Consider the following 21,519-nt stretch of genomic DNA (forward strand, 5'->3'; position numbering starts at 1 on the left):
GACAAGTATGCCAACTCAAGAATCCAAAGCTCACCACGTGGGCGAATGGGCAAGTTTACGCAATACCTCTCCGGAGATTGCCGAAGCCATCTTTGAAGTCGCCAATTATGACGAAAAGCTGGCTGAGCAGATTTGGGAAGAAGGCAACGATGAAGTGCTGGTTCGCGCCTTCGAAAAAACCGACAAAGACTCGCTGTTCTGGGGCGAGCAAACCATCGAACGTAAAAACGTCTGAACGTTCCCCCCGCCCACGCGGGGGGTTATTTTCTATTTCGCCGCGTTATCCATCACCGCATTGAATTTATCGACAGGACAGAAGCCGTTGCCATCCACCGGACAGCCCTTCAGCTCCAGCGTCACGCGCTGCGCAGGGGATTGCAGCGACAGTACGCTGGCGTTACGCAGCTGATCTGAACTCTGGTAAACATACTCAATTTTCATCAGCTCCTGGTTAGTGTTTTTATCATGCCAGCGCTGGAAGACAATTTTACCGCCAATCGGGGTTCTTTCCTGCTGGTCGTGCAGCTGATAAGGCCTGAAGTCCAGCGCGGTCAGCAGCGAGGCGATGTTAGAGTCGTGCCCTACCAGCAGGGTGATTTTTGGCGCTTTTGCCTGGTCGGTCACCAGCGCTTTATCAATGTACTTCACCAGCGGTTTAGCCACGTTCTGCGCCACCTCCGTCGACGTAAACAGCGAGTCCTGATAGCCGTTTTTCAGCTTCGACAGCACGCGCCACTGCTGATCGGTTTTGATTTCCCCCCAGGCCACCTGGTCTGTCGGGAAGCCTTCGTAATACTGTAGCGTGAACGCATCCACCAGCGAGTTACCCACCTTCAGCGGCCCGGAGACGCCCGGCTCTTTTTCATAATCGGCGCTGAAGGTATCTTTCGCCTCCGTCAGGGAGCAGACTTTTTTCTCCTTGCAGGACGGCGAGTCGCTGTAGTTTGTCAGCTGTTCCAGCAGTTTGTAGCTTTCATCCAGATGCATTTTCTGCCGTTCCGTCTCCATCGCTTTCAGCGCTTTCTCGCGAAACTCAGGGGAGTTATCGGTAATGACCGGATTGAAGGTGGGGTCCATGGTGCCCATTTTTTCCTGATGATGCACAGGAACATCGCACCCGGGGAACGCGCCGGTGATAAAGAACTGCGCGGTCGCCACGGTGCGCTGGAGGCTGTTGGCGTAGGCATAGACGGTATCCGCTGGCGGGCATTCACCCGTCTTCACCATTCCCTGCTCTGCCAGCCACTCGCGCATATAGTGACCCATATACACTTCCAGTACGCCGCCTTTGGTGGTGAGCTGTCCACCCGGGACGTCCCACTCCGGCCACTGCTTGGGCGTGGACTGCTCCAGCACGCTGCCGTTATTGGCAAGCGGCGCGCGCAGGTTGTGGCGGCTCATGATGAGCACCTGTTCCAGCTGATAGCCATCCGGCGTGTCCTGTGCCTGCGCCCCAAACGTCACTGAAAACGTTCCTGCCACGGCGACAGCGAGTAGTGCTTTTCTCATCCCTTTTTCCTCATGCGTTTTTATCGTTACGCTGAGTGTGACAGACTGGTGACCGTTTTTTCGGGAAGCATTTCTCAAACTGATGAATACGTTCAGATGCTGATGCCGGTGACGATGCCGACATACAGCGCCGCCCATGCGCAGGCTGACAGCAGGCTAACGACGTAAACCTTCATCGCGCTCATCCTGAGCATGCCGGCCGCCAGCGGCACGATATAACGCAGCACCGCCAGGAAACGCGACGTGAACAGCGCGACTACGCCGTGCTTTTGCAGCTGATGCTGTACCCGCAGAAACTTATCGGCATGTTTTGCGGTGAGGCGTGACACCAGCCGGGTATGCCCCATCAGCTGGCCGATATGGTAATTCAGCACCGAACCTGCCGTAGCGCCCATCACCACCGCCAGCCACGTCATTCCGGGATGCAGACTCGACTGGCTGACGGCGATCCCCGCCATCAGCATGACCGATGCGGGCGGCAGCACCGAGGAGACCAGCACCGTCGATTTACTCAACGCCATAACAACGAGCAGCGCGAACAGATGCGTCGGATAATGCGCAAAATGATCCAGCAGCGTGTCCAGCCATGCCATTTTACTCTCTCCGGTAACAAATGAATTCTCCATTTAAAAAGAAAGCAGTTAAATAAAACCTCAACATGCGTTTAATACTATTCATTTAAACCGTTCTTCAACATTATTAAAATTCCTCAGCAGCAGTTTTAAATAAGCGTATTATCCCTCTCGTTTTACAACGATCTCGTTATGGCGAGGCTCCTGTACAAATACACGTTATCGCTCTGGTGGGTTCGAGAGAACCGGCACAGGGTAAAACAGGCACTGTCGAATCAAGGCTTTGTCAGTATAACTTCCCTTGCGGGATACGGTGTACAGTGCTGAACCCAGGACGTGGGGATCTCCTTTCCGACATGCCCTGTCTTGCTCGCCCCTGAGAGATTTTATTATTCAAAGGGAATTTACTATGTCTTACGCTATTCATAACCAAAACCTGGCTTTTAACGACAGCGCCATCGCGCAATATATGAATACCGATTTTATCGTTATTGATATTTCATTATGCGTGGCTCTGGCACGCGAGCAGTTCTTTGAAAAATTAAAAGATGATGATATTCCGTCGCATATTTTTATCGAAGATAACGGTCGCCTCGCGGGTTTGATCGCCGTACGCAAATTGTTGCAGGCCACCGACACCGTGCAGCCCGTTAAGGGGTTGATGATATCGGATTTTATTCAGCTCAAACCGGAAGATGAGCGGGCGGATGTCGCCGGGCTGCTGGCGCATGCGGGTGCGGATGTAGTGCCGGTGGTGACCCACGGCAAGCTGGTGGGCTGCCTTACCGAGCGTGAAATCGCCCATCTGCTGGAAGATGACGTTACTGAAGATGCCCAGCTTCAGGGGGCGACGCTGCCGCTGGAGAAGCCCTATCTGGAAACCAGCGCCTTCAGCCTGTGGAAGAAACGCTCCGTCTGGCTGCTGCTGCTGTTTGTTGCGGAAGCGTATACCAGTTCGGTGATCCAGCATTTTGAAGAGGCGCTGGAATCTGCCATCGCGCTGGCGTTCTTTATTCCGCTGCTGATTGGCACCGGCGGAAACAGCGGGACGCAGATCACCTCGACGCTGGTGCGCGCCATGGCGCTGGGTGAAGTCCACCTTCGCGATGTGGGTCGCGTGCTGCGCAAAGAGATCAGCACCTCGTTAATGATTGCCGCCACGCTGGGTCTGGCGGGCTGCGTTCGCGCCTGGATGATGGGTATTGGGATGGAAATCACGCTCATCGTCAGCCTGACGCTGGTCTGCATTACGCTGTGGAGCGCCATCGTCTCGTCGGTGATCCCGATGGTACTGAAACGCTGCAAAATCGATCCGGCGGTGGTCTCCGCACCGTTTATCGCCACGCTAATCGACGGGACCGGGCTGATTATCTACTTCAAAATCGCGCAGTATACGCTGGGGCTGGAATAACGAAAAAACCCTGCGATATTGCTATCGCAGGGTTTTCGAATTTGGCGGAAGCGTAGAGATTCGAACTCTAGAACCCTTTCGGGTCGCCGGTTTTCAAGACCGGTGCCTTCAACCGCTCGGCCACGCTTCCAAAGTGAGGCGCACTATAAACATCTCTGAGCATGATGTAAAGCACGAAATTGCATAACATTACACGTCTTCCGTCCTCCCCTTCCGTCCCGCTGATTTCTTCGCCATCGACTGGCTAAAATGTAAACATTTATTTTTACATTCATAACGTTTATTAGATTCGCGGGTGGTCATTTAGACTCTTTTTCGCACAACACCCATTAACCGTGGATCACTGCGATAAGAGATTAGCCATGACTTTATTTAACGACGATTATGAATTTTTTATTTATCAGTGATAACTATTACCTTTGCCATGGTGTATCAAGCTCCCTGACATCAACCCATTTGATTCGCGATGACGCGGATATTCACGATCTTGATGGGGTCGATCAGGCGATGGATTTTATCATTGCGATTGAACAGGATAAGTTACGCAATAAAACCATTCGGCAGGTCAAAAAAGTTAAGCGTGATTACATTGTCCTGATGCATGAGATAGAAGCCAACCGCGCAGTGAGAATCGATAATATTATCTATTCGTCGATGCATTTTACTGCTCACCCTTTTCAGCAGCTGATGCGCTTTTACCGGGCGCTCAGGACACACTCCTTTACGCGACGCGAATATGACGTGCTGAAGCTGTTTCATTTGGAAAACCATGAGATCGCGAAAAAGCTGCAACTGTCACAAAAAACGACCAGCGCCTACCGCGTGAGGATCCTCGAGAAATTAAATATGCGCTCAAAAAACATTCTGGCGATGACCCGTGTAAAATCGGCGATCGTCGATTAAAAGCTGTAACATTTTGCCTTGCCACAAAAAAACCGGGCCGTCACGTTTCGCCCTGAGGGGGTTTGGCTGGCGCGGTATACCAGTTCTCTTTGGCAACCATTACGCTGCCCTCTGGCTGCATAACAAAATTCGGGGACATGATCTGCACGTTAAATTCGTTAAACACATCCTGTATCTGGCTATGCAGTTCATTGCGGGCAACCGCGAGGGACTGTTCGGGCAGCAGACGGACCTGCAATTCGTAAGCGATATACCAGTCCATTAACCCTAACTGGCGTACCAGCGGCGGCTCGGAAAGGTCAATCCCTTTTGCCCGTTTCGCGGCCAGCTCCAGCATGGCATGCACCTGACGCCATGGGGTGTCATAACCGATCGTGACGCTGACCGTCAGATTGAGGCTGCCATCGGGCTGTAGCGCGCTCAGATTGGTGATCTTACCGCTCACCACCACCGCGTTGGGCACGGTAACGACATAATTTTCCCGGGTAATAATTTTGGTCGCCAGCATGCCAATTTCACTGACCTTGCCTTCGTTATCCGCCACCCGAATGACATCGCCTTTGCGCAGCGCGCGGGAGTAAATCAGGACCAGACCGCTCATGGCATGGTTCATCACCCCTGCCGAGCCCAGCGTTAACATCAGGCCAAAGAAGACGCTAATACCTTTAAACGCCAGCGAGTTTGCACCGGGAAGAAACGGCCAGGCGGCGGAGAGAGCAAATAGCCAGACGGCAACGGAAATGAGCTTACGGGTAGCCCCCACGGTTTCCGGATGTACGCCGGGAAGTTGCAGACGACCAGCCTCCACCTGATTGAGCACCATCCTGAGAAGCTTCAGAATAAATGCGGTAATGAGGAAAATGATCAGCACAATCGTCAGCCCCGGCAAAGCCGAGACAATCGCCAGGGCAATTTGCTGCACCACGCGAAGCGACCAGTCTCCCAGCGACGTGCCCCACACCCGCGTCCACGGAAACAGACTGAATGCCCAGCTCAGCCAGACGTAAAAGCCGATCATCCCCAGCAGGAACATCAGCAAGGCGTAAAGCCGAATCTCAATGGCGCCAATGTACCGCCGCCAGCTTTGCGGCACCCGGCTGCGATTCTCCACAATACGCCGACGGTAGACGCGCCGGAACCAGCGCCAGGATCGCCAGGCGCCATAGCAGAGCAGCAAAAGCGCCAGCAGGCCAGCGGCAGCTTTTACCGTCGACAGCGCCAGCCAGCCGGTATCGTATTGATCGCGCAGCGCCATTCTCTGAGCTTCCATGCGCGCCAGCACGCGCTGCGCGGCCTGATCGAGGGTAAGATCGTCCCCTTCGTCCAAATCCCCTTCCGTCAGCAGTATCACGGGCTTACCGCTCATCACGATCAGCCGCCCCTGCTGGTTATAGCGGGTCACGGGGACGATGCTGAGCGGCTCACGCACATCCGCCTCGGTAAAATTGCGCAGGGTGTTGCGGATGCGTAAAACGCGCTCTTCCGGCGTGGTCAGGCCAAATTTGGCCTGTAGCATGACGATGGGCTGATGGAAGATATAGACCGTTCGGGCGCGCTCCTGCTCCGTAGGCGCCTGGCGGGGCTCTGCGGCATACGATGAGAAGGCGCTCAGGGCGGCAAAACAGAACGCAAACGCGAGCAGGATCTTTTTCATCCTCACTCCCCCAGGTCAGAAATCTTGTTATTTTTCAGGCAACCCGCGAATGCCAGGTGGGTATGTTGAGAATAGTCCAGCCTTTCGTTTCTGCAACAAGCGACGGTGAGCGTGTTGCTCTCAATCGCAATACATGTATTATGTTATAACATAACAATTTCGGATTGCATTCTATGTTACTTAAAAAAGGGTTATTTCTGGCTTCACTGCTCTCCATGGCACCTGCCGCTTTCGCCGCAACCACCTGGCCTCTCACGATTGAAAATTGCGGCGTAAAGCAGACCTTTACGCAGGCTCCTCAGCGCGTCGTGACCGTGGGTCAGCATGAAACAGAATTACTGCTCGCACTGGGGCTGGAGAAAACGATCGCCGCGACGTCAGTCTGGTTCGGCACGCTGCCACCCACGCTGGAGGATGCCGGGAAAAACCTCCCCCGGCTTGCGGATAATTCCCCCTCCTTTGAGGCCGTGGTAGGGCAGAAACCTGAACTCGTTCTCGCGCAGTATCACTGGCACATTGGTCCGCAGGGAGAAGTGGGAACCCGTGAACAGTTTGCGTCGCTGGGGATTAATACGTGGATCTCCCCTGCCGACTGCACGGATAAAACGGTAACGGAAACCTCAAACGCAGACGGAGCACGTAGCGCGCCGTTTTCACTGGCGGAAATTACGCGGGAAGTGACAGATCTGGCGACGATTTTTGATGTTTCCGCGCGAGGTGAGCAGCTCAATCGTGCGCTGGCGGAGCGTATTAAAAAGGCCCAGGCGCGCGCCTCCGCGAAACAACTTAGCGTCGTATTCTGGTTCTCCAGCAGCCGTCTGAATGGCGATCCCTGGGTGGCGGGGAATTACGGCGCGCCTGGCTGGATTAGCCGCACGCTGGGGTTGAAGAACATTATTGACTCTCACGACGAATGGCCCGCTGTAACGTGGGAACATATTGCCCGATCGCAGCCGGACGTGATTGTTATCGCCGGGATGTCGCGCAGGCTCTATCCTGCCGATGAGGTTGAGGTAAAAAAAGCGTTCTTGCGCAGTGACCCGGTGACAAAGAACATGCCTGCGGTCAGGAACAACCACATCATCGTGGTGCCAGCGATGTCGTTAAACCCTTCATTGCGTAACGTCGATGCGGTTGAGCTTATCAGCGATCGGCTGGCTTCTTTCCAGGATGAACAATGAGTCATTTCGCTTTTGACCGCCGCCAGCAGGGTTTACTGGCAGCAGGTGCCATGGCGCTGCCGCTGATGCTGGTCTTTGCCGCCAGTATCGGGGATATGCCGGTGTCGTATGCCAGTACCGGGAAAGCGATCCTCAACGGACTGGGTTTGACCTCTTATGCGTTGCCGCAAACGGAGGAAGGTATCGTCTGGCAATATCGCATGAGCCGGGCAGTAATGGCCGCGTGCAACGGCGGCGGCCTGGCGTTGTGCGGGCTGGTGTTACAGTCGATCCTGCGTAACCCTCTGGCTGAGCCTTATCTGCTGGGGATTTCCGCGGGCGCCTCGCTGGGGGCCGTCTGCGTGATGCTTCTCGGCATGGGGGGAAGCGTGATTGGCGTGAGCAGCGGTGCGTTTGTCGGCTCGTGCGCCGCCTTTGCGCTCATCATGGTGATAACAAACGGGATGAGTGAAAGCCCGTCGCGCATTTTGCTGGCTGGCATTGCGGGCACCCAGCTCTTCAACGCCATGACCGCGTACGTCGTCAGCACGTCCGCCAATGCCGAGCAGTCCCGTAGCGTCATGTTCTGGCTGCTGGGAAGTCTGAGCGGCGTGCGCTGGCCTGACGCGCTGCTGGCGCTGGCCGTTACGCTGGCGGGTTTACTGGTGGTATTGCTCTTTTCACGGGCGCTGGACACCTTCACCTTCGGGGATGAGGTCTCCACCACGCTGGGGATCCCGGTTACCGCCGTGCGTATTGTCTTATTGCTGACCTGTGCCATTGTTACCGCAACGCTGGTGAGCGCCACCGGCGCAGTGGGGTTTGTCGGGCTGGTCATTCCCCATGTGACGCGCATGCTATGCGGGCCGGGCCATCGTCGCTCGATCCCGCTGACGTTTCTTATCGGCGCCCACTTTATGATCCTCGCCGATATCGTCTCACGCACGCTGATTGTGCACCAGGTTCTGCCCATCGGGGTGGTGACTGCGCTGGTGGGCGCCCCCGCCTTTGTGGCGTTGCTTTATCAAAACCGAAAGGAGCATCCATGAATATTACTGTGGCCGGGTTAACCGTAACCCGACAAGCGCAGACGGTGCTTAAGGGTATCGATCTCGACCTGCCATCCGGGCAGATTATCGGCCTGTTAGGGCCAAACGGCTCGGGCAAGTCGACGCTGCTGCGCTGTCTCGCCGGGCTGTTTCCACGACTCGGCGAACGCGTGGCGCTTAATGGCACAACGCTCGGCATGATGCCGCTGAAAAAACGCGCGCAGCACATGGCGTTTGTCCCGCAACATGCTGAGGTCGACGGAGAACTGACCGTTGAGGACATTGTCAGACTGGGGCGTACGCCCTACCGGAAAACATTCCAGAAAACCTCGCGCGACGATGAGGCTGCGGTTGAGCAGGCGATTGGCCTGATGCAGTTATGCCGCTTACGCCAGCGGCGATGGCACTCTTTGTCTGGCGGAGAGCGCCAGCGAAGCCAGATAGCCCGCGCGCTGGCCCAACAGCCGCAGGTGCTGTTGCTCGATGAACCGACAAACCACCTGGACATTCAGCACCAGCTGGAGCTGATGCGGCTCGTTTCACAGCTGCCGCTTACGGTGGTGGTTGCACTGCACGATCTCAATCTTGCGGCCAATTATTGCCAGCGTTTGATCCTCCTGAAGGCCGGGCAGATCGCCGCCACGGGCGCGCCCGAAGCGGTTCTGACGCCGGCAAACATCGAGGACACCTGGTGCGTAAAAGCTCAGGTCTGCAAGGCCGACGCCGGGATCACGATAAGCTACAACATGGTGGCATGACGGAAGACTGGCGCAAAAGCAAAAACCCCTGCGATATTGCTATCGCAGGGGTTTCGAATTTGGCGGAAGCGTAGAGATTCGAACTCTAGAACCCTTTCGGGTCGCCGGTTTTCAAGACCGGTGCCTTCAACCGCTCGGCCACGCTTCCTAAGTGAGGCGAACTATAAACACCTCACCGCGCGCTGTAAAGAGTGCGCGCATTCGTTCGCTTTAAAAATAGCCAAAATGCGTTTAATCGGTTGAATAGACGACAGATTGGCCGTTTTGACAGCATAATATCCACCGCGGATCGTTAGTGCTTTTTGATGTACATATCTTTGGTGTAGTAGTACCCGAGCTTGTCTGGCGTGAAGCCCCCTACCCACGGTTTCACCAGGTGCGTGCGCACGTAATGATAAACAGGGATCGCCGGGACATCGCGTCCCAGCAGATCTTCTGCCTGCTGGTAGAATTTACCGCGCTCCTCCGCCGTTTGCGATTTCGCCGCGTTCACCAGTGCCCGATCGTAGTCCGGATTGCTGTACTGAGTGGTGTTTTGGCTGTCCCCGGTACGGAAGTTGTTCAGGAAGGTTGCCGCATCGTCGTAATCGGCAATCCAGGCGTAGCGTACCGCGTCAAAGTTATGGGTGTGCATGGTATCAAGCATGGTTTTCCACTCCTGATTTTGCAGCTTCGCCTCCACGCCGAGGTTCTTCTTCCACATTGAGCTGGCGGCAATGGCAATACGCTGGTGCGATTCCGAGGTGTTATAGAGGAGATTAAAGCTGAGCGGATGGCTGTCGTTAAATCCGGCTTCGGCCAGCAGCTTTTTCGCCTCGGCAATGCGTTTATCTATCGGCCAGCTGGCGTAATCCGGGTTCTGGAGCTTGACGCCGCCAATATCCGGCTGGCTGATGAGCCATGCCGGGCGCTGACCCTGCCCTAATACTTTATCGGCGATAATGTCTTTATCCAGCGCCAGGTTCAGCGCCTTGCGCACGCGGGCGTCGTTGAACGGCGGCCGGGTGGTGTTGAATTCGTAATAATAGGTGGCAAGCTGCGGCGATACATCCAGCTCGCTCCCCAGCGTTTTCTTCAGCTGAGCAAACTGGTTGATCGGCACCGTGTAGACAATGTCGATTTCGCCCGCTTTGTAGCGGTTAACGTCAGCAGCTTCAGAGGAAATGGGCAGATAGGTCACCTTGTTAATGACGGTATGTTCGTTATCCCAATATTTCGGGTTACGCACCGCCACAATGCGTTCGTTAACCACCCACTGTGACAGTTTATAGGCCCCGCTGCTGACGAAGTGCTCCGGTTTGGTCCACTTATCACCGAAACGGCCTACCAGGACTTTATCAATTGGCACCAGAGACGGGTGAGCCAGCATCGCCAGGAAAGCGGCGTTAGGTTGCGTGAGCGTCACTTCCAGCGTGGTGTCATTGATGGCTTTCACCCCCAGCGACTCGGGCGCTTTTTTGCCTTCTGCGATATCAGTGCCGTTGACGATACGCATACTACCGGGATAGCTGGCATACGGAGAGGCGGTTTTCGGGTCGACCAGCCGCTGCCAGCTCCAGACAATATCTTCCGCGGTGATGGGGGTTCCATCGCTCCAGGTAATGCCCGGGCGCAGATGGAACGTCCAGACGGTGTTGTCTTTATTTTCCCATTTCTCCGCCAGGCGCGGCTGGATTTCACCTGCCGGAGAGACGCTGACCAGCCCGTCGAATAAATCGCTGATAATATTGAATTCGACATCGCTTTCGACTTTATGCGGGTCGAGCGAGGCGGGTTCACTGCCGTTGTTCCTGACCAGTTCCTGCTTATCTGCCAGCTGGGTTCCTGCCGGCACGTTAGCCGCCCAGGTTGCCGTGCTGGCGCACAGGATCCCTGCGGTTAACAAAGAGAGTGTAAAGTGCGTGCGTGTTTGTGGTTTCATTTCCTTCGCCTTATTGTCTGTTTTTATGACGATCCGGAAATAACTCTTAGCGGCCTTAGGGAAATAACGCAATATTTTTCAGTGACCTATAAGAGGTTGATCTGAATACGCCCTACAAACCGCACTTCATTCTGAGTACAAAGGCTTTGCCAGAATAAAAAACCAGCATAATCCCTAAGGGGCTGAGTAAAGATGGGTAAAACCACTTTGCGTCTGCCGCGCCGTTTCCTATTCTTTGCGCTAATTACATCTGTCATAAGAGAGTGACTCATGGATCGTATAATTACTTCTTCACGCGACCGCACATCGCTACTCAGCACCCATAAGGTGCTGCGCAATACCTATTTCATGCTCAGCCTGACGCTGGCGTTTTCGGCGATCACCGCAACGGCCAGCACCGTACTGATGCTGCCTTCTCCAGGCCTGATCCTGACGCTGGTGGGTATGTACGGTCTGATGTTCCTGACCTACAAAACCGCGGATAAACCGGTGGGGATTCTCTCCGCGTTCGCCTTTACCGGCTTCCTGGGCTACATTCTGGGGCCAATCCTGAATGCCTATCTGTCTGCCGGAATGGGCGACGTGATTGGTATGGCGCTGGGCGGTACCGCGCTGGTGTTCTTCTGCTGCTCGGCCTACGTGCTGACCACCCGTAAGGACATGTCCTTCCTTGGCGGTATGCTGATGGCGGGTATCGTGATTGTACTGGTCGGTATGCTGGCGAACATCTTCCTGCAATTGCCTGCGCTGCATCTGGCAATCAGCGCGGTGTTTATCCTGATTTCATCCGGCGCAATCCTGTATGAAACCAGCAACATCATTCACGGCGGTGAGACGAACTATATCCGCGCCACCGTGAGCCTGTATGTGTCGCTGTACAACATTTTTGTCAGCCTGCTGAGCATCCTGGGCTTCGCCAGCCGCGATTAACTCACCGTGCTGTGAACAGGGCCCCGCTTATGCGGGGCTTTGTTTTTTTGGTAGACTGAGGCGGTTTTTGACTAACGCGTGAATGAATATGTTGAGTTTTGAAGGCAAAGAGATCGAAACCGATAACGACGGTTATCTGAAAGAGAGCAGCCAGTGGAGCGAAGCGCTGGCGGAGAAAATTGCGGAAAACGAAGGAATTACCCTCTCCCCGGAACACTGGGAAGTGGTGCGCTTCGTGCGAGAATTTTACCTTGAATTCAACACGTCGCCAGCTATCCGCATGCTGGTCAAAGCCATGGCGAATAAATTTGGCGAAGAGAAAGGCAACAGCCGTTATCTGTATCGCCTGTTTCCGAAAGGCCCGGCTAAACAGGCGACAAAAATCGCTGGCCTGCCAAAGCCGGTAAAATGCATTTAATAGCGAATACTGAAGTCAGCGTATTCCCGGCCGGGTTGATGCGGTTCCGTTAGCACCTTATCAACCCGCGCAGTGCGCGGTCCGCCCGCTTTCAGCCACGCCACCAGCTTCTCTACCCGATCCGCCTCACCGCAGGCCACAACCTCCACGCTGCCATCATCCATGTTACGCGCATACCCCGTCAGCCCGAGCTGAAGGGCTTCGCGCTGGGTGCTGTAGCGGAATCCGACGCCCTGTACAAGGCCATGGACCCAGGCAATGGTGCAAACATTTGACATCATCCTTCTCCTTATCCGACTGGCGCGTTGCATTTCCTCACTGAAGTCGGGAAAATGGCGGCCATTTCATTGGAATCGACAGAATAGCAAATTATGAGTGTACGTTTAGTGTTAGCCAAAGGGCGCGAGAAGTCATTACTGCGCCGTCATCCCTGGGTCTTTTCCGGCGCGGTTGCCCGCATGGAAGGTAAAGCCAGCCTCGGTGAAACCATCGATATTGTTGACCATCAGGGGAAATGGTTAGCACGCGGCGCATACTCGCCTGCATCTCAGATCCGCGCGCGCGTCTGGACGTTCGATAAAGAAGAAGCCATCGATATCGACTTCTTTGTCCGTCGTCTGCAACAGGCGCAGCAGTGGCGTGAGTGGCTGGCAAAGCGTGACGGGCTGGACAGCTATCGTCTGATTGCCGGAGAGTCCGACGGGCTGCCGGGCGTGACCATTGACCGCTTCGGCAATTTCCTGGTGTTGCAGCTGCTGAGCGCCGGGGCGGAATACCAGCGTGCCGCGCTGATTAGCGCCCTGCAAACCCTGTTCCCGGAATGTGCCATTTACGACCGCAGCGACGTGGCGGTACGTAAAAAAGAGGGCATGGAGCTGACGCAAGGCCCGGTCACCGGCGAACTGCCGCCTGCCCTGCTGCCTATTGAAGAGCATGGCATGAAGCTGCTGGTGGATATCCAGGGCGGCCATAAGACCGGTTATTACCTCGACCAGCGTGACAGCCGTCTGGCAACGCGCCAGTACGTTGCCGATAGGCGCGTGCTGAACTGCTTCTCTTATACCGGCGGCTTTGCGGTCTCTGCCCTGATGGGCGGCTGTGCCCAGGTTGTGAGCGTCGACACCTCACAGGAAGCGCTGGACGTGGCGAAACAGAACGTTGAGCTGAACAAGCTGGATCTGAGCAAAGCGGAGTTTGTGCGCGACGACGTGTTCAAACTACTGCGTAAATACCGCGACCAGGGCGAGAAATTTGACGTTATCGTGATGGACCCACCTAAGTTTGTAGAAAATAAAAGCCAGCTGATGGGCGCTTGCCGTGGCTATAAAGACATTAACATGCTGGCGATCCAGCTGCTGAACCCGGGCGGCGTACTGCTGACGTTCTCCTGCTCTGGCCTGATGACGACAGATTTATTCCAAAAAATCATCGCCGATGCCGCAATAGATGCGGGTCGTGATGTACAATTTATAGAGCAGTTCCGTCAGGCCGCCGATCACCCGGTGATCGCTACCTACCCGGAAGGGCTGTATCTGAAAGGGTTTGCCTGTCGCGTCATGTAACTTGAAAAGAGAAATATTGCCCGCACATAGTGTGTATGTAATGTTTCCCGGGAGGTGACTATGATTGCCAGCAAATTCGGTATCGGCCAGCAGGTCCGCCACACCTTGCTCGGATATTTGGGTGTGGTCGTGGATATCGACCCGGAGTATTCCCTTGATGAACCGTCAGCAGACGATCTGGCCGTTGACGCAGAGCTTCGCGCCTCGCCCTGGTATCATGTGGTTATGGAGGGCGACGATGGTCAGCCTGTCCATACCTATCTTGCCGAAGCGCAGCTGAGTGGTGAACTACAGGATGAGCATCCGGAACAACCCACTATGGACGAGCTTGCTCAGACCATCCGCAAACAGTTACAGGCACCAAGACTGCGTAACTAAAGGTGTAAAAAAGCCCGTCAAACGGGCTTTTTTTATTTTGCCAGCCCCAGACGGGGAATATCGATTGCCGGACAGCGATCCATCACCACTTTCAGCCCGGCATCGCGTGCCAGCACGGCCGCCTGCTCATTAATCACGCCCAGTTGCATCCACAGCGTTTTCGCGCCAATGGCGATCGCTTCCTGCGCCACGCCCCAGGCCGCTTCTGAATTACGAAAAACGTCCACCATATCCACCTTTTCCGGCACGTCCGCGAGCGTCGCATAACCCTGCTGACCCAGCAGCGTTTTCCCCGCCACCTTCGGCGAGACCGGGATCACGTGATATCCCTGGTCCAGAAGGTATTTCATGACCCGATAGCTTGGGCGATCCGGTTTATCGCTCGCGCCGACCAGCGCGATAGTGCGCGTGGTCGTCAGAATCTCGACAATGTCGTTCTCTTTCATGCTGTTCCTCCTGGTTTTTTTCAAAGTGTACGTCAAAGCGAACATCTCAACCACGCATCCCATACAGAAGTATGAGGGCAAAACGGCAGAATATGTCTATATGTTAGTAAACGTGTTTATCGAAAAATTTTGATACATTCTTACCGGGTAGTTTGTCTACAGGAGTCTGCTATGAAAACCGGCATTGCCTGGGCTGTGGTTGCGTTAATCATGCCGGTTTGTGTTTTCGCAACTACTCTCAGACTCACAACCGACATTGACCTGCTGGTGCTGGACGGGAAAAAAGTCTCCAGCTCCCTGCTGCGGGGCGCAGACAGCATCGAGCTGGATAACGGCCCGCACCAGGTGGTTTTTCGGGTGGAAAAGACCATTCGCCTCGCCGACAACGAACAGCAGGTGTACATTTCGCCTCCGCTGGTGGTCAGCTTTAATACCCAGCGTATCAGCCAGGTCAATTTTCGTCTCCCGCGCCTTGAGACAGAAAAGGAGTCACTGGCATTTGATGCCTCGCCGCGCATTGAACTGGTGGACGGGGATTCCATGCCCATCCCGGTAAAGCTGGATATTCTGGCGCTGACAAAAAGGCCAAAGGGAACTGACTATGAAGCGGACACCGAGACCTACAACAGGGCCAGCAGGCGCGCCTCGCTGCCCCAGTTCGCCACCATGATGGCGGATGACAGTACCCTGCTTTCGGGCGTATCGGAGCTGGATGTACTCCCCCCTCAGTCGCAGACCCTTACTGAGCAACGTCTCAAGTTCTGGTTCCAGAATGCCGATCCGGACACGCGCGCCCGTTTTCTGCAATGGGCGAAACAGCAACCTTCGTCGTAAGCCACATTTTTTTGTCCTTTCTCTTGCAGCATCAGTCAGTTCCCGTCATCGTGTAGCGAGGTAACCTCACGGATAAGATTATGGAACTGACAACACGCACACTTCCGGCGCGCAAGCACATTGCTCTGGTTGCGCACGATCACTGTAAACAAATGCTGCTTAACTGGGTTCGTCGCCATCAGCCTCTTTTACAGCATCATGCCCTTTCTGCTACGGGAACAACCGGCAACCTGATCCACCGCGAAACTGGTCTGGAAGTGAATGCCATGCTGAGCGGCCCGATGGGGGGTGACCAGCAGGTAGGCGCTCAGATTTCAGAAGGTAAAATTGACGTTCTGATTTTCTTCTGGGATCCGCTGAACGCGGTTCCGCATGATCCGGACGTTAAAGCGCTGCTGCGTCTGGCTACGGTGTGGAACATTCCGGTAGCCACCAATCTTTCAACGGCAGATTTCATCATTGAATCGCCGCAGTTTAACGATCCGGTGGAGATTTTGATCCCGGATTATCAGCGTTATCTTGCGGAGAGACTGAAGTAGTTTTTTGCCCGGTGGCGCTGCGCTTACCGGGCCTACAGAATTTGCCCGGCGCGTTACGGCTTTCTCGTCACCGGCACGTCAATACTCTTCAAAATATCGACAAACACCGACGGCTCCTCTTTGTTGAACAAGAGCCACACGCGATGGCGCGCGCGGGTTATCGCCACGTACAGTAAGCGCCGCTCCTCTGCATCCGGAAAATCTTCCGGAACAGGTAATAACGCCTCTTCCATCACGGATTCCCGCGCCGGCGCCGGGAAACCGTCGCTCCCCTCTTTTAGCCCCACCACAATCACGTAGTCGGCCTGCTGCCCTTTACTGGCATGAATGGTCATGAAATCGAGCTGTAGTTTTGGCCAGCGCGTCGCCGCTTTTTCCAGCGCCGTCGGCTTGAGGTGGTGGTAACGCGCCAGCACCAGAATTCGTTCATCCGGTTTCGCATAGCCGCTCAGTTTATCCAGCAGCGGTTCCAGCTGACCGTCCGCCAGCAGCGTGACGGCCTTTTTATCCCCAGACCTCAGGCTGTTAAGCGGTTTCGACAGCTGATGCGGGTTCTGCTGAATAAAACGGTTGGCTATTTCGCCAATCCGCGAGTTGAAGCGGTAGGTGGTGTCCAGATCGCTGCGATCGCCTTCCCCAAAATAGTGGTGGAAGGCCGTCGTGAGAGAAAGTTGCGCCCCGCTGAAACGGTAGATAGCCTGCCAGTCATCGCCCACGGCAAACAGCGACGTGTGTTTATTCTGCGCCCGCAGCGCCGAAAGCAGCGCAGCGCGCTGCGGCGAGATATCCTGAAACTCATCCACCAGAATGTGTTTCCACGGGCTGACGAAGCGCCCTTTCTCCAGAATGATAATGGCCTGATGGATCAGCCCCGAAAAATCGACCGCGTTTTCGTCTTTCAGCGCGGTTTTCCACGCTTTCAGCATCGGCGCCATCAGCTTAACCCGCTTAGAAAACACGGCGCGGATCGACTCCGGTGCGCTTTCTATCATCTCCGCCTGAGAGCCGCCGTGCATGCGCATCAGGCTTACCCACCGGTCTAGACGAGAGCCCAGCCGGCGCGCCAGCTTTTCATCCTGCCAGAAGCTGCCCTCCGGCACCTCCCAGTTGAGTTCCTCTTCAAGCCACTGACGCCAGCCTTTCGCCTGCGCCTTTTTTTCACTGCACTGCTGACGCCATGCCTTGATAAACAGCGTCTGGCGAGCCTGAGCGTCGTTCTCCAGCTTGCTGACAACAGGGACTTTTTTGCTGCCCTGTTGAATGATGTGTAAAGCGAGGGAGTGGAACGTGCGCGCCGAGATATCCTGGGTATGCAAACGCGCCTGAATGCGCTCATCCATCTCCTGCGCCGCCTTGCGACCAAAGGCCAGCAGCAAAATCTGGTCGGCAACCGCCTCGCCCGTTGTCAGAAGCCAGCCCGCGCGTGCCACCAGCACCGACGTTTTGCCGCTCCCGGCGCCTGCCAGCACTAAAAGAGACTGCTCGCCATTCACCACGGCGCGCGCCTGGGCAGGATTGAGGGGTGATGATTCCACCGTACTGAAAAAATCGGCATATTGCGTAAGCATCGCCTCAGTCCAGGCCTGGTTATGCGCCAGACGGCTTTTCTCGATATCGTTCAGCCAGGCCTGACACTTCCGCCACGCGTCGCGGCAGTTATCAAATTCCTCAAGCCGCGCCACCGGTAAAGGCAATGCCGTCAGCGCCTGGGCAATTTTTTGCTGAAGCCCGGCGGTTTGCTGGCGCGTCAGCCACTTCTGCTGCGTATTGCTTAGCGCGATATCGTCCAGCACCTGTTGCAGCACCTGTGCGGCTATCACGCTCATCTCCTGGCTCCACTGTTGCCAGCGCGTATTCAGATGGTAGTGGAAGCGTTGGGTTTCCGCCCACTCGGTCCCGTGAAGCCGCACCACTTTGTCTGACGGCAAGACGAACTCCAGCTCCCCCCATACCAGCCCTCGTTTACAATGAATGGCCAGTAGCTGATTAAACGGAATAAGATATTCGTGGCGTTCCCCGGAGACTTTCACTCCCGCATTGAGAAGGACAACCTTGTCGTAAGGGTGCTGCGCCAGGCGTTTGCCCATTGAAGTTGCTTTCAGTTCCATATCCTGCCGGATCCACGAGGTCATAATTTGTCAGACAGTTTAACTGCCAGTTTTAAGGTGCTCCAGCCCAAAAAAACGTTACAATCACCGGGCGTTAATCATATCGAAGGAAATGAGGGTTTATGCGTACCGTTCTGAATGTGTTGAATTTTGTCCTTGGCGGTTTTGCCACCACCCTTTCCTGGCTTTTTGCCACCCTGGTGAGCATTGTGCTCATCTTCACCCTTCCGCTGACGCGCTCCTGCTGGGAAATCACCAAACTGTCCCTCGTTCCTTATGGAAATGAAGCCGTGCACGTGGATGAGCTGGAGCCGGAAAGAAAAAATGCCCTGATGAATACCGGCGGCACGCTGCTGAATATTTTATGGCTGATCTTCTTTGGCTGGTGGCTGTGTCTGATGCATATTTTCGCCGGCATCGCCCAGTGCATTACGATTATTGGCATTCCGGTTGGCATCGCTAATTTCAAAATTGCCACCATCGCCCTGTGGCCGGTAGGACGCCGAGTTGTCCCGGTCGAAGTCGCGCAAGCCGCGCGTGAAGCCAATGCCCGTCGTCGTTTTCAGTAATAAGGACTGGCCGCTCTCATGCTAAGCCCCCTGCTTCGTCGCTATACATGGAACAGTAACTGGCTGTATAACGTCAGGATTTTTATCGCCCTCTGCGGCACCGTCGCTCTGCCGTGGTGGCTGAATGATGTGAAGCTCACCATCCCCCTCACGCTTGGGGTGGTGGCCGGTGCGCTGGCGGATCTCGACGACCGCCTGGCCGGTCGTTTGCGTAATCTGGTCATCACGCTGGTCTGCTTCTTTATTGCTTCCGCCTCCGTTGAGCTGCTTTTCCCGTGGCCCTGGCTGTTTGCCTTAGGGCTGACGGTGTCCACCAGCGGCTTCATTTTGCTCGGCGGCCTCGGGCAACGCTACGCCACTATCGCGTTTGGCGCCCTGCTGATTGCCATTTACACCATGCTGGGCGTCTCTCTTTACGAGCAGTGGTATCAGCAACCGGTCCTGCTGCTGTTGGGTGCTATCTGGTATAACCTGCTGACCTTAACCGGGCATCTTATTTTTCCGGTTCGTGCCTTACAGGACAACATTGCCCGCAGTTACGAACAGCTGGCCCACTATCTGGAGCTGAAATCCCGGCTGTTTGATCCGGATATTGAAGAGGACAGTCAGGCGCCCCTGTACGATCTGGCGCTGGCAAATGGCCAGCTGGTCGCCACGCTGAATCAGACCAAAGCGTCTCTGCTCACCCGTCTGCGCGGCGATCGCGGTCAGCGCGGTACACGGCGCACACTGCACTACTATTTTGTCGCCCAGGATATTCACGAGCGCGCCAGCTCCTCGCATGTGCAGTACGCTGACCTGCGCGAGAAATTCCGCTATAGCGACGTGATGTTCCGTTTCCAGCGCCTGCTGTCGATGCAGTCTCAGGCCTGCCAGCAACTTGCGCGCTCAATACTGCTGCGCACGCCCTATCAGCACGATCCGCGCTTTGAACGCGCATTCAGCCACCTGGATGCGGCGCTCGATCGCGTTCAGGCCAGTGGGACATCACCGGAACAGTTCAAAGCCCTGGGATTCCTGCTCAACAACCTGAGAGCCATTGATGCTCAGCTCGCCACCATTGAGTCTGAACAGGCGATGGCGATGCCGGGCAATGACGCTGACAACCAGCTTGCCGACGACAGTCTCAACGGTTTCAGCGATGTGTGGCTGCGCCTGAGCCGTCATTTTACGCCGGAATCCGCCCTCTTTCGCCATGCGGTAAGGATGTCGCTGGTACTGTGCGTCGGCTACGCGTTTATCCAGATAACAGGATTGCACCACGGCTACTGGATCCTGTTGACCAGCCTGTTTGTCTGCCAGCCGAACTATAACGCTACCCGCCATCGGCTCGCGCTGCGTATTGTCGGGACATTAGTCGGGGTCGCCATCGGGCTGCCGGTGCTCTACTTTGTGCCATCCGTAGAAGGGCAACTGATCCTGATTGTGATTACCGGTGTACTGTTCTTCGCTTTCCGCAATGTGCAGTATGCCCACGCCACGATGTTCATCACGCTGCTGGTGCTGCTCTGCTTCAATCTGCTGGGTGAAGGCTTTGAGGTGGCCCTCCCCCGTGTGATTGACACGCTAATCGGCTGCGCCATCGCCTGGGCGGCGGTGAGTTTTATCTGGCCTGACTGGCGTTTCCGAAATTTACCGCGGGTGTCCGACAGAGCAATGAACGCCAACTGCCGCTACCTGGATGCTATTCTTGAGCAATACCATCAGGGTCGCGATAACCGTCTGGCCTATCGGATTGCCCGTCGCGATGCGCATAACACTGACGCAGAGCTGGCTTCCGTTGTCTCGAATATGTCAACTGAGCCGCGCGCTACGGCAGAAATCCGTGAGACAGCCTTCCGCCTGCTGTGTCTGAACCACACGTTCACCAGCTATATCTCTACCCTTGGCGCCCACCGAGAGAAACTGACGAATCCGGGCATCCTGGCGCTGCTGGACGACGCCGTTTGCTACGTTGATGATGCGCTTCATCATCAACCTGCGGATGAGCCACGGGTTCACCAGGCACTGGATGAACTGGTGCAACGTATCGCACACCTTGATCCAGGCACCGACAACAAAGCTCCACTGGTCCTTCAGCAAATTGGCCTGCTTATCGCTTTGCTGCCGGAAATTTGTCGGCTGCGACAGCAGATCGCTACCTGGCGGAATGATGGCCCTGCGACTCAGGCAGCGCATTAAACCACTCCGTAAGCTCCCGGCGAATATCCGCCGGGAGTGCCGCTTCATGTAACCCTTCAATCGCGCCTTCAAGCGCGAACAATACCCGGATACTCAGCGCTTTATTCTTCGAGCGCATTTTCAGCCAGCTCGTCTTCGCCCCCAACTGTCGTAGCGTCTCTTCATTGGTAATGCCCGCCTCCATAAGCAGGACCTCAATCTGAAAGGTCAGGTTCGGCAGATCTTTAAGCCGGTTACGCTGATGGCGCTGGTAGCGCTCTTTCCTGGCGGCATCGAGCGCAAACGAGGAGAGCTGAAGCAGTTTTTCCCTGTTTTGCCACAGACCTTCGTCCACACGGTAGTAATTAAGCAGCACTGGGCGTCCTCGTTTCATCAGGGTCAGAAAAGAGGAAGCGTTTTTTACACAGTATTTTGCACTTTGCTCACAGGCGCGAAGGTACAGCTCGCCGTCAGACACCATCGCGAACACCGCTTCATCCACGGCCAGGGTATAACCGCCAAACAGGGCGCGATGATGAATTTCGCCCAGCGGAGAGAGGTATTCTTGAGATTGATAAATCCGCTCATAAGATATCTTTTTCATGATAATTCCATTAAAAATCATACAGTAACCACGA

Annotated in this window: 22 protein-coding genes, 2 tRNA genes and 1 riboswitch; of the genes, 14 read left to right on the forward strand and 10 right to left on the reverse strand. The window is 55.3% G+C overall.

Annotated features, from left to right (window positions below; all coding sequences use genetic code 11):
* Nucleotides 1-7: 7 nt before the first annotated feature.
* Nucleotides 8-235, forward strand: a complete 228-nt coding sequence (locus ACOTX1_RS03655) for a YccJ family protein (RefSeq protein ID WP_006809324.1) — start codon at nucleotides 8-10, stop codon at nucleotides 233-235.
* A 32-nt stretch (nucleotides 236-267) separates the two neighbouring features.
* On the opposite strand, the gene agp is transcribed toward ACOTX1_RS03655, so the two are convergent.
* Together agp and ACOTX1_RS03665 are read right to left on the reverse strand one after the other, a co-directional pair.
* The gene (gene agp, locus ACOTX1_RS03660) at nucleotides 268-1,509 is read right to left on the reverse strand and encodes a bifunctional glucose-1-phosphatase/inositol phosphatase (RefSeq protein WP_023315779.1); all 1,242 of its coding nucleotides are present in this window, start codon (nucleotides 1,507-1,509) and stop codon (nucleotides 268-270) included.
* Nucleotides 1,510-1,601: 92 nt separating this feature from the next.
* Nucleotides 1,602-2,102, reverse strand: coding sequence for a DedA family protein (locus ACOTX1_RS03665; protein WP_023315778.1), 501 nt, complete (start codon nucleotides 2,100-2,102; stop codon nucleotides 1,602-1,604).
* 158 nt (nucleotides 2,103-2,260) lie between these two features.
* Nucleotides 2,261-2,430, forward strand: a riboswitch (M-box (ykoK) riboswitch).
* A 60-nt stretch (nucleotides 2,431-2,490) separates the two neighbouring features.
* Here ACOTX1_RS03665 and ACOTX1_RS03670 point away from each other — a divergent pair.
* The gene (locus tag ACOTX1_RS03670; protein ID WP_015570882.1) at nucleotides 2,491-3,492 is read left to right on the forward strand and encodes a magnesium transporter; all 1,002 of its coding nucleotides are present in this window, start codon (nucleotides 2,491-2,493) and stop codon (nucleotides 3,490-3,492) included.
* Between the two features lie 42 nt (nucleotides 3,493-3,534).
* On the opposite strand, the gene ACOTX1_RS03675 is transcribed toward ACOTX1_RS03670, so the two are convergent.
* Nucleotides 3,535-3,622, reverse strand: a tRNA-Ser gene (locus ACOTX1_RS03675).
* A 254-nt stretch (nucleotides 3,623-3,876) separates the two neighbouring features.
* On the opposite strand from ACOTX1_RS03675, the gene ACOTX1_RS03680 reads away from it, so the two are divergent.
* Nucleotides 3,877-4,395 carry a LuxR C-terminal-related transcriptional regulator gene (locus tag ACOTX1_RS03680; RefSeq protein WP_023315777.1) on the forward strand — a complete coding sequence of 173 codons (519 nt, stop codon included), beginning with the start codon at nucleotides 3,877-3,879 and terminating at the stop codon, nucleotides 4,393-4,395.
* A 40-nt stretch (nucleotides 4,396-4,435) separates the two neighbouring features.
* Here ACOTX1_RS03680 and ACOTX1_RS03685 read toward each other — a convergent pair whose 3' ends face one another.
* Nucleotides 4,436-6,049, reverse strand: a complete 1,614-nt coding sequence (locus ACOTX1_RS03685; protein WP_023315776.1) for a mechanosensitive ion channel family protein — start codon at nucleotides 6,047-6,049, stop codon at nucleotides 4,436-4,438.
* Between the two features lie 173 nt (nucleotides 6,050-6,222).
* Between ACOTX1_RS03685 and ACOTX1_RS03690 the strand changes: the two genes are divergently transcribed.
* The 3 genes from ACOTX1_RS03690 to ACOTX1_RS03700 are packed head-to-tail and all read left to right on the forward strand — an operon-like array spanning nucleotide 6,223 to nucleotide 9,016.
* Nucleotides 6,223-7,230: an ABC transporter substrate-binding protein gene (locus ACOTX1_RS03690; RefSeq protein WP_022650752.1), complete on the forward strand. Its 1,008-nt coding sequence runs from the start codon at nucleotides 6,223-6,225 to the stop codon at nucleotides 7,228-7,230.
* Complete coding sequence (locus ACOTX1_RS03695; protein WP_023315775.1) at nucleotides 7,227-8,258, forward strand: FecCD family ABC transporter permease; 1,032 nt, start codon at nucleotides 7,227-7,229, stop codon at nucleotides 8,256-8,258. The genes ACOTX1_RS03690 and ACOTX1_RS03695 overlap by 4 nt, the downstream gene beginning before the upstream one ends.
* Nucleotides 8,255-9,016 (forward strand): ABC transporter ATP-binding protein, encoded by a 762-nt coding sequence (locus ACOTX1_RS03700; RefSeq protein ID WP_023315774.1) that lies wholly within the window; start codon nucleotides 8,255-8,257, stop codon nucleotides 9,014-9,016. Before ACOTX1_RS03695 ends, ACOTX1_RS03700 begins: the two co-directional genes overlap by 4 nt.
* Nucleotides 9,017-9,076: 60 nt before the next feature.
* On the opposite strand, the gene ACOTX1_RS03705 is transcribed toward ACOTX1_RS03700, so the two are convergent.
* Both ACOTX1_RS03705 and ACOTX1_RS03710 read right to left on the reverse strand, forming a co-directional pair.
* Nucleotides 9,077-9,164: transfer RNA gene (locus ACOTX1_RS03705), tRNA-Ser, on the reverse strand.
* A gap of 144 nt (nucleotides 9,165-9,308) precedes the next feature.
* Nucleotides 9,309-10,937 carry an ABC transporter substrate-binding protein gene (locus ACOTX1_RS03710; RefSeq protein ID WP_022650749.1) on the reverse strand — a complete coding sequence of 543 codons (1,629 nt, stop codon included), beginning with the start codon at nucleotides 10,935-10,937 and terminating at the stop codon, nucleotides 9,309-9,311.
* 270 nt (nucleotides 10,938-11,207) lie between these two features.
* Between ACOTX1_RS03710 and yccA the strand changes: the two genes are divergently transcribed.
* Together yccA and tusE are read left to right on the forward strand one after the other, a co-directional pair.
* Entirely contained in the window at nucleotides 11,208-11,867 is a 660-nt protein-coding gene (gene yccA / locus ACOTX1_RS03715) for an FtsH protease modulator YccA (protein ID WP_003858127.1), read from the forward strand.
* Nucleotides 11,868-11,955: 88 nt separating this feature from the next.
* Nucleotides 11,956-12,285 (forward strand): sulfurtransferase TusE, encoded by a 330-nt coding sequence (gene tusE / locus ACOTX1_RS03720; protein ID WP_003858129.1) that lies wholly within the window; start codon nucleotides 11,956-11,958, stop codon nucleotides 12,283-12,285.
* On the opposite strand, the gene yccX is transcribed toward tusE, so the two are convergent.
* Entirely contained in the window at nucleotides 12,282-12,563 is a 282-nt protein-coding gene (yccX, locus tag ACOTX1_RS03725) for an acylphosphatase (protein WP_023315773.1), read from the reverse strand. The genes tusE and yccX overlap by 4 nt on opposite strands.
* A 93-nt stretch (nucleotides 12,564-12,656) precedes the next feature.
* Between yccX and rlmI the strand changes: the two genes are divergently transcribed.
* Entirely contained in the window at nucleotides 12,657-13,847 is a 1,191-nt protein-coding gene (gene rlmI, locus ACOTX1_RS03730; protein ID WP_023315772.1) for a 23S rRNA (cytosine(1962)-C(5))-methyltransferase RlmI, read from the forward strand.
* 60 nt (nucleotides 13,848-13,907) lie between these two features.
* Nucleotides 13,908-14,225: a heat shock protein HspQ gene (hspQ, locus tag ACOTX1_RS03735; protein ID WP_023315771.1), complete on the forward strand. Its 318-nt coding sequence runs from the start codon at nucleotides 13,908-13,910 to the stop codon at nucleotides 14,223-14,225.
* 32 nt (nucleotides 14,226-14,257) lie between these two features.
* Here the strand turns inward: hspQ and ACOTX1_RS03740 are convergent, their stop codons facing one another.
* Nucleotides 14,258-14,671, reverse strand: a complete 414-nt coding sequence (locus tag ACOTX1_RS03740) for a CoA-binding protein (RefSeq protein ID WP_003858138.1) — start codon at nucleotides 14,669-14,671, stop codon at nucleotides 14,258-14,260.
* A gap of 171 nt (nucleotides 14,672-14,842) precedes the next feature.
* Between ACOTX1_RS03740 and csgI the strand changes: the two genes are divergently transcribed.
* Both csgI and mgsA read left to right on the forward strand, forming a co-directional pair.
* Nucleotides 14,843-15,505, forward strand: coding sequence for a curli synthesis inhibitor (gene csgI, locus ACOTX1_RS03745; RefSeq protein WP_023315770.1), 663 nt, complete (start codon nucleotides 14,843-14,845; stop codon nucleotides 15,503-15,505).
* 80 nt (nucleotides 15,506-15,585) lie between these two features.
* Complete coding sequence (gene mgsA, locus ACOTX1_RS03750; protein ID WP_003858146.1) at nucleotides 15,586-16,044, forward strand: methylglyoxal synthase; 459 nt, start codon at nucleotides 15,586-15,588, stop codon at nucleotides 16,042-16,044.
* A 53-nt stretch (nucleotides 16,045-16,097) separates the two neighbouring features.
* On the opposite strand, the gene helD is transcribed toward mgsA, so the two are convergent.
* Entirely contained in the window at nucleotides 16,098-18,152 is a 2,055-nt protein-coding gene (gene helD, locus ACOTX1_RS03755; RefSeq protein ID WP_263521497.1) for a DNA helicase IV, read from the reverse strand.
* A 122-nt stretch (nucleotides 18,153-18,274) separates the two neighbouring features.
* Here helD and ACOTX1_RS03760 point away from each other — a divergent pair, with 122 nt between their 5' ends.
* Both ACOTX1_RS03760 and yccS read left to right on the forward strand, forming a co-directional pair.
* Nucleotides 18,275-18,721 carry a YccF domain-containing protein gene (locus tag ACOTX1_RS03760; protein ID WP_003858149.1) on the forward strand — a complete coding sequence of 149 codons (447 nt, stop codon included), beginning with the start codon at nucleotides 18,275-18,277 and terminating at the stop codon, nucleotides 18,719-18,721.
* 18 nt (nucleotides 18,722-18,739) lie between these two features.
* Nucleotides 18,740-20,902 carry a YccS family putative transporter gene (gene yccS, locus ACOTX1_RS03765; protein WP_023315768.1) on the forward strand — a complete coding sequence of 721 codons (2,163 nt, stop codon included), beginning with the start codon at nucleotides 18,740-18,742 and terminating at the stop codon, nucleotides 20,900-20,902.
* Here yccS and ACOTX1_RS03770 read toward each other — a convergent pair.
* Nucleotides 20,859-21,485 (reverse strand): TfoX/Sxy family DNA transformation protein, encoded by a 627-nt coding sequence (locus tag ACOTX1_RS03770; protein ID WP_023315767.1) that lies wholly within the window; start codon nucleotides 21,483-21,485, stop codon nucleotides 20,859-20,861. The genes yccS and ACOTX1_RS03770 overlap by 44 nt on opposite strands.
* Between the last annotated feature and the right edge of the window lie 34 nt (nucleotides 21,486-21,519).

This window comes from Enterobacter cloacae complex sp. IR5401 (assembly GCF_049238425.1).
Classification (GTDB): Bacteria; Pseudomonadota; Gammaproteobacteria; order Enterobacterales; family Enterobacteriaceae; genus Enterobacter; species Enterobacter hormaechei_C.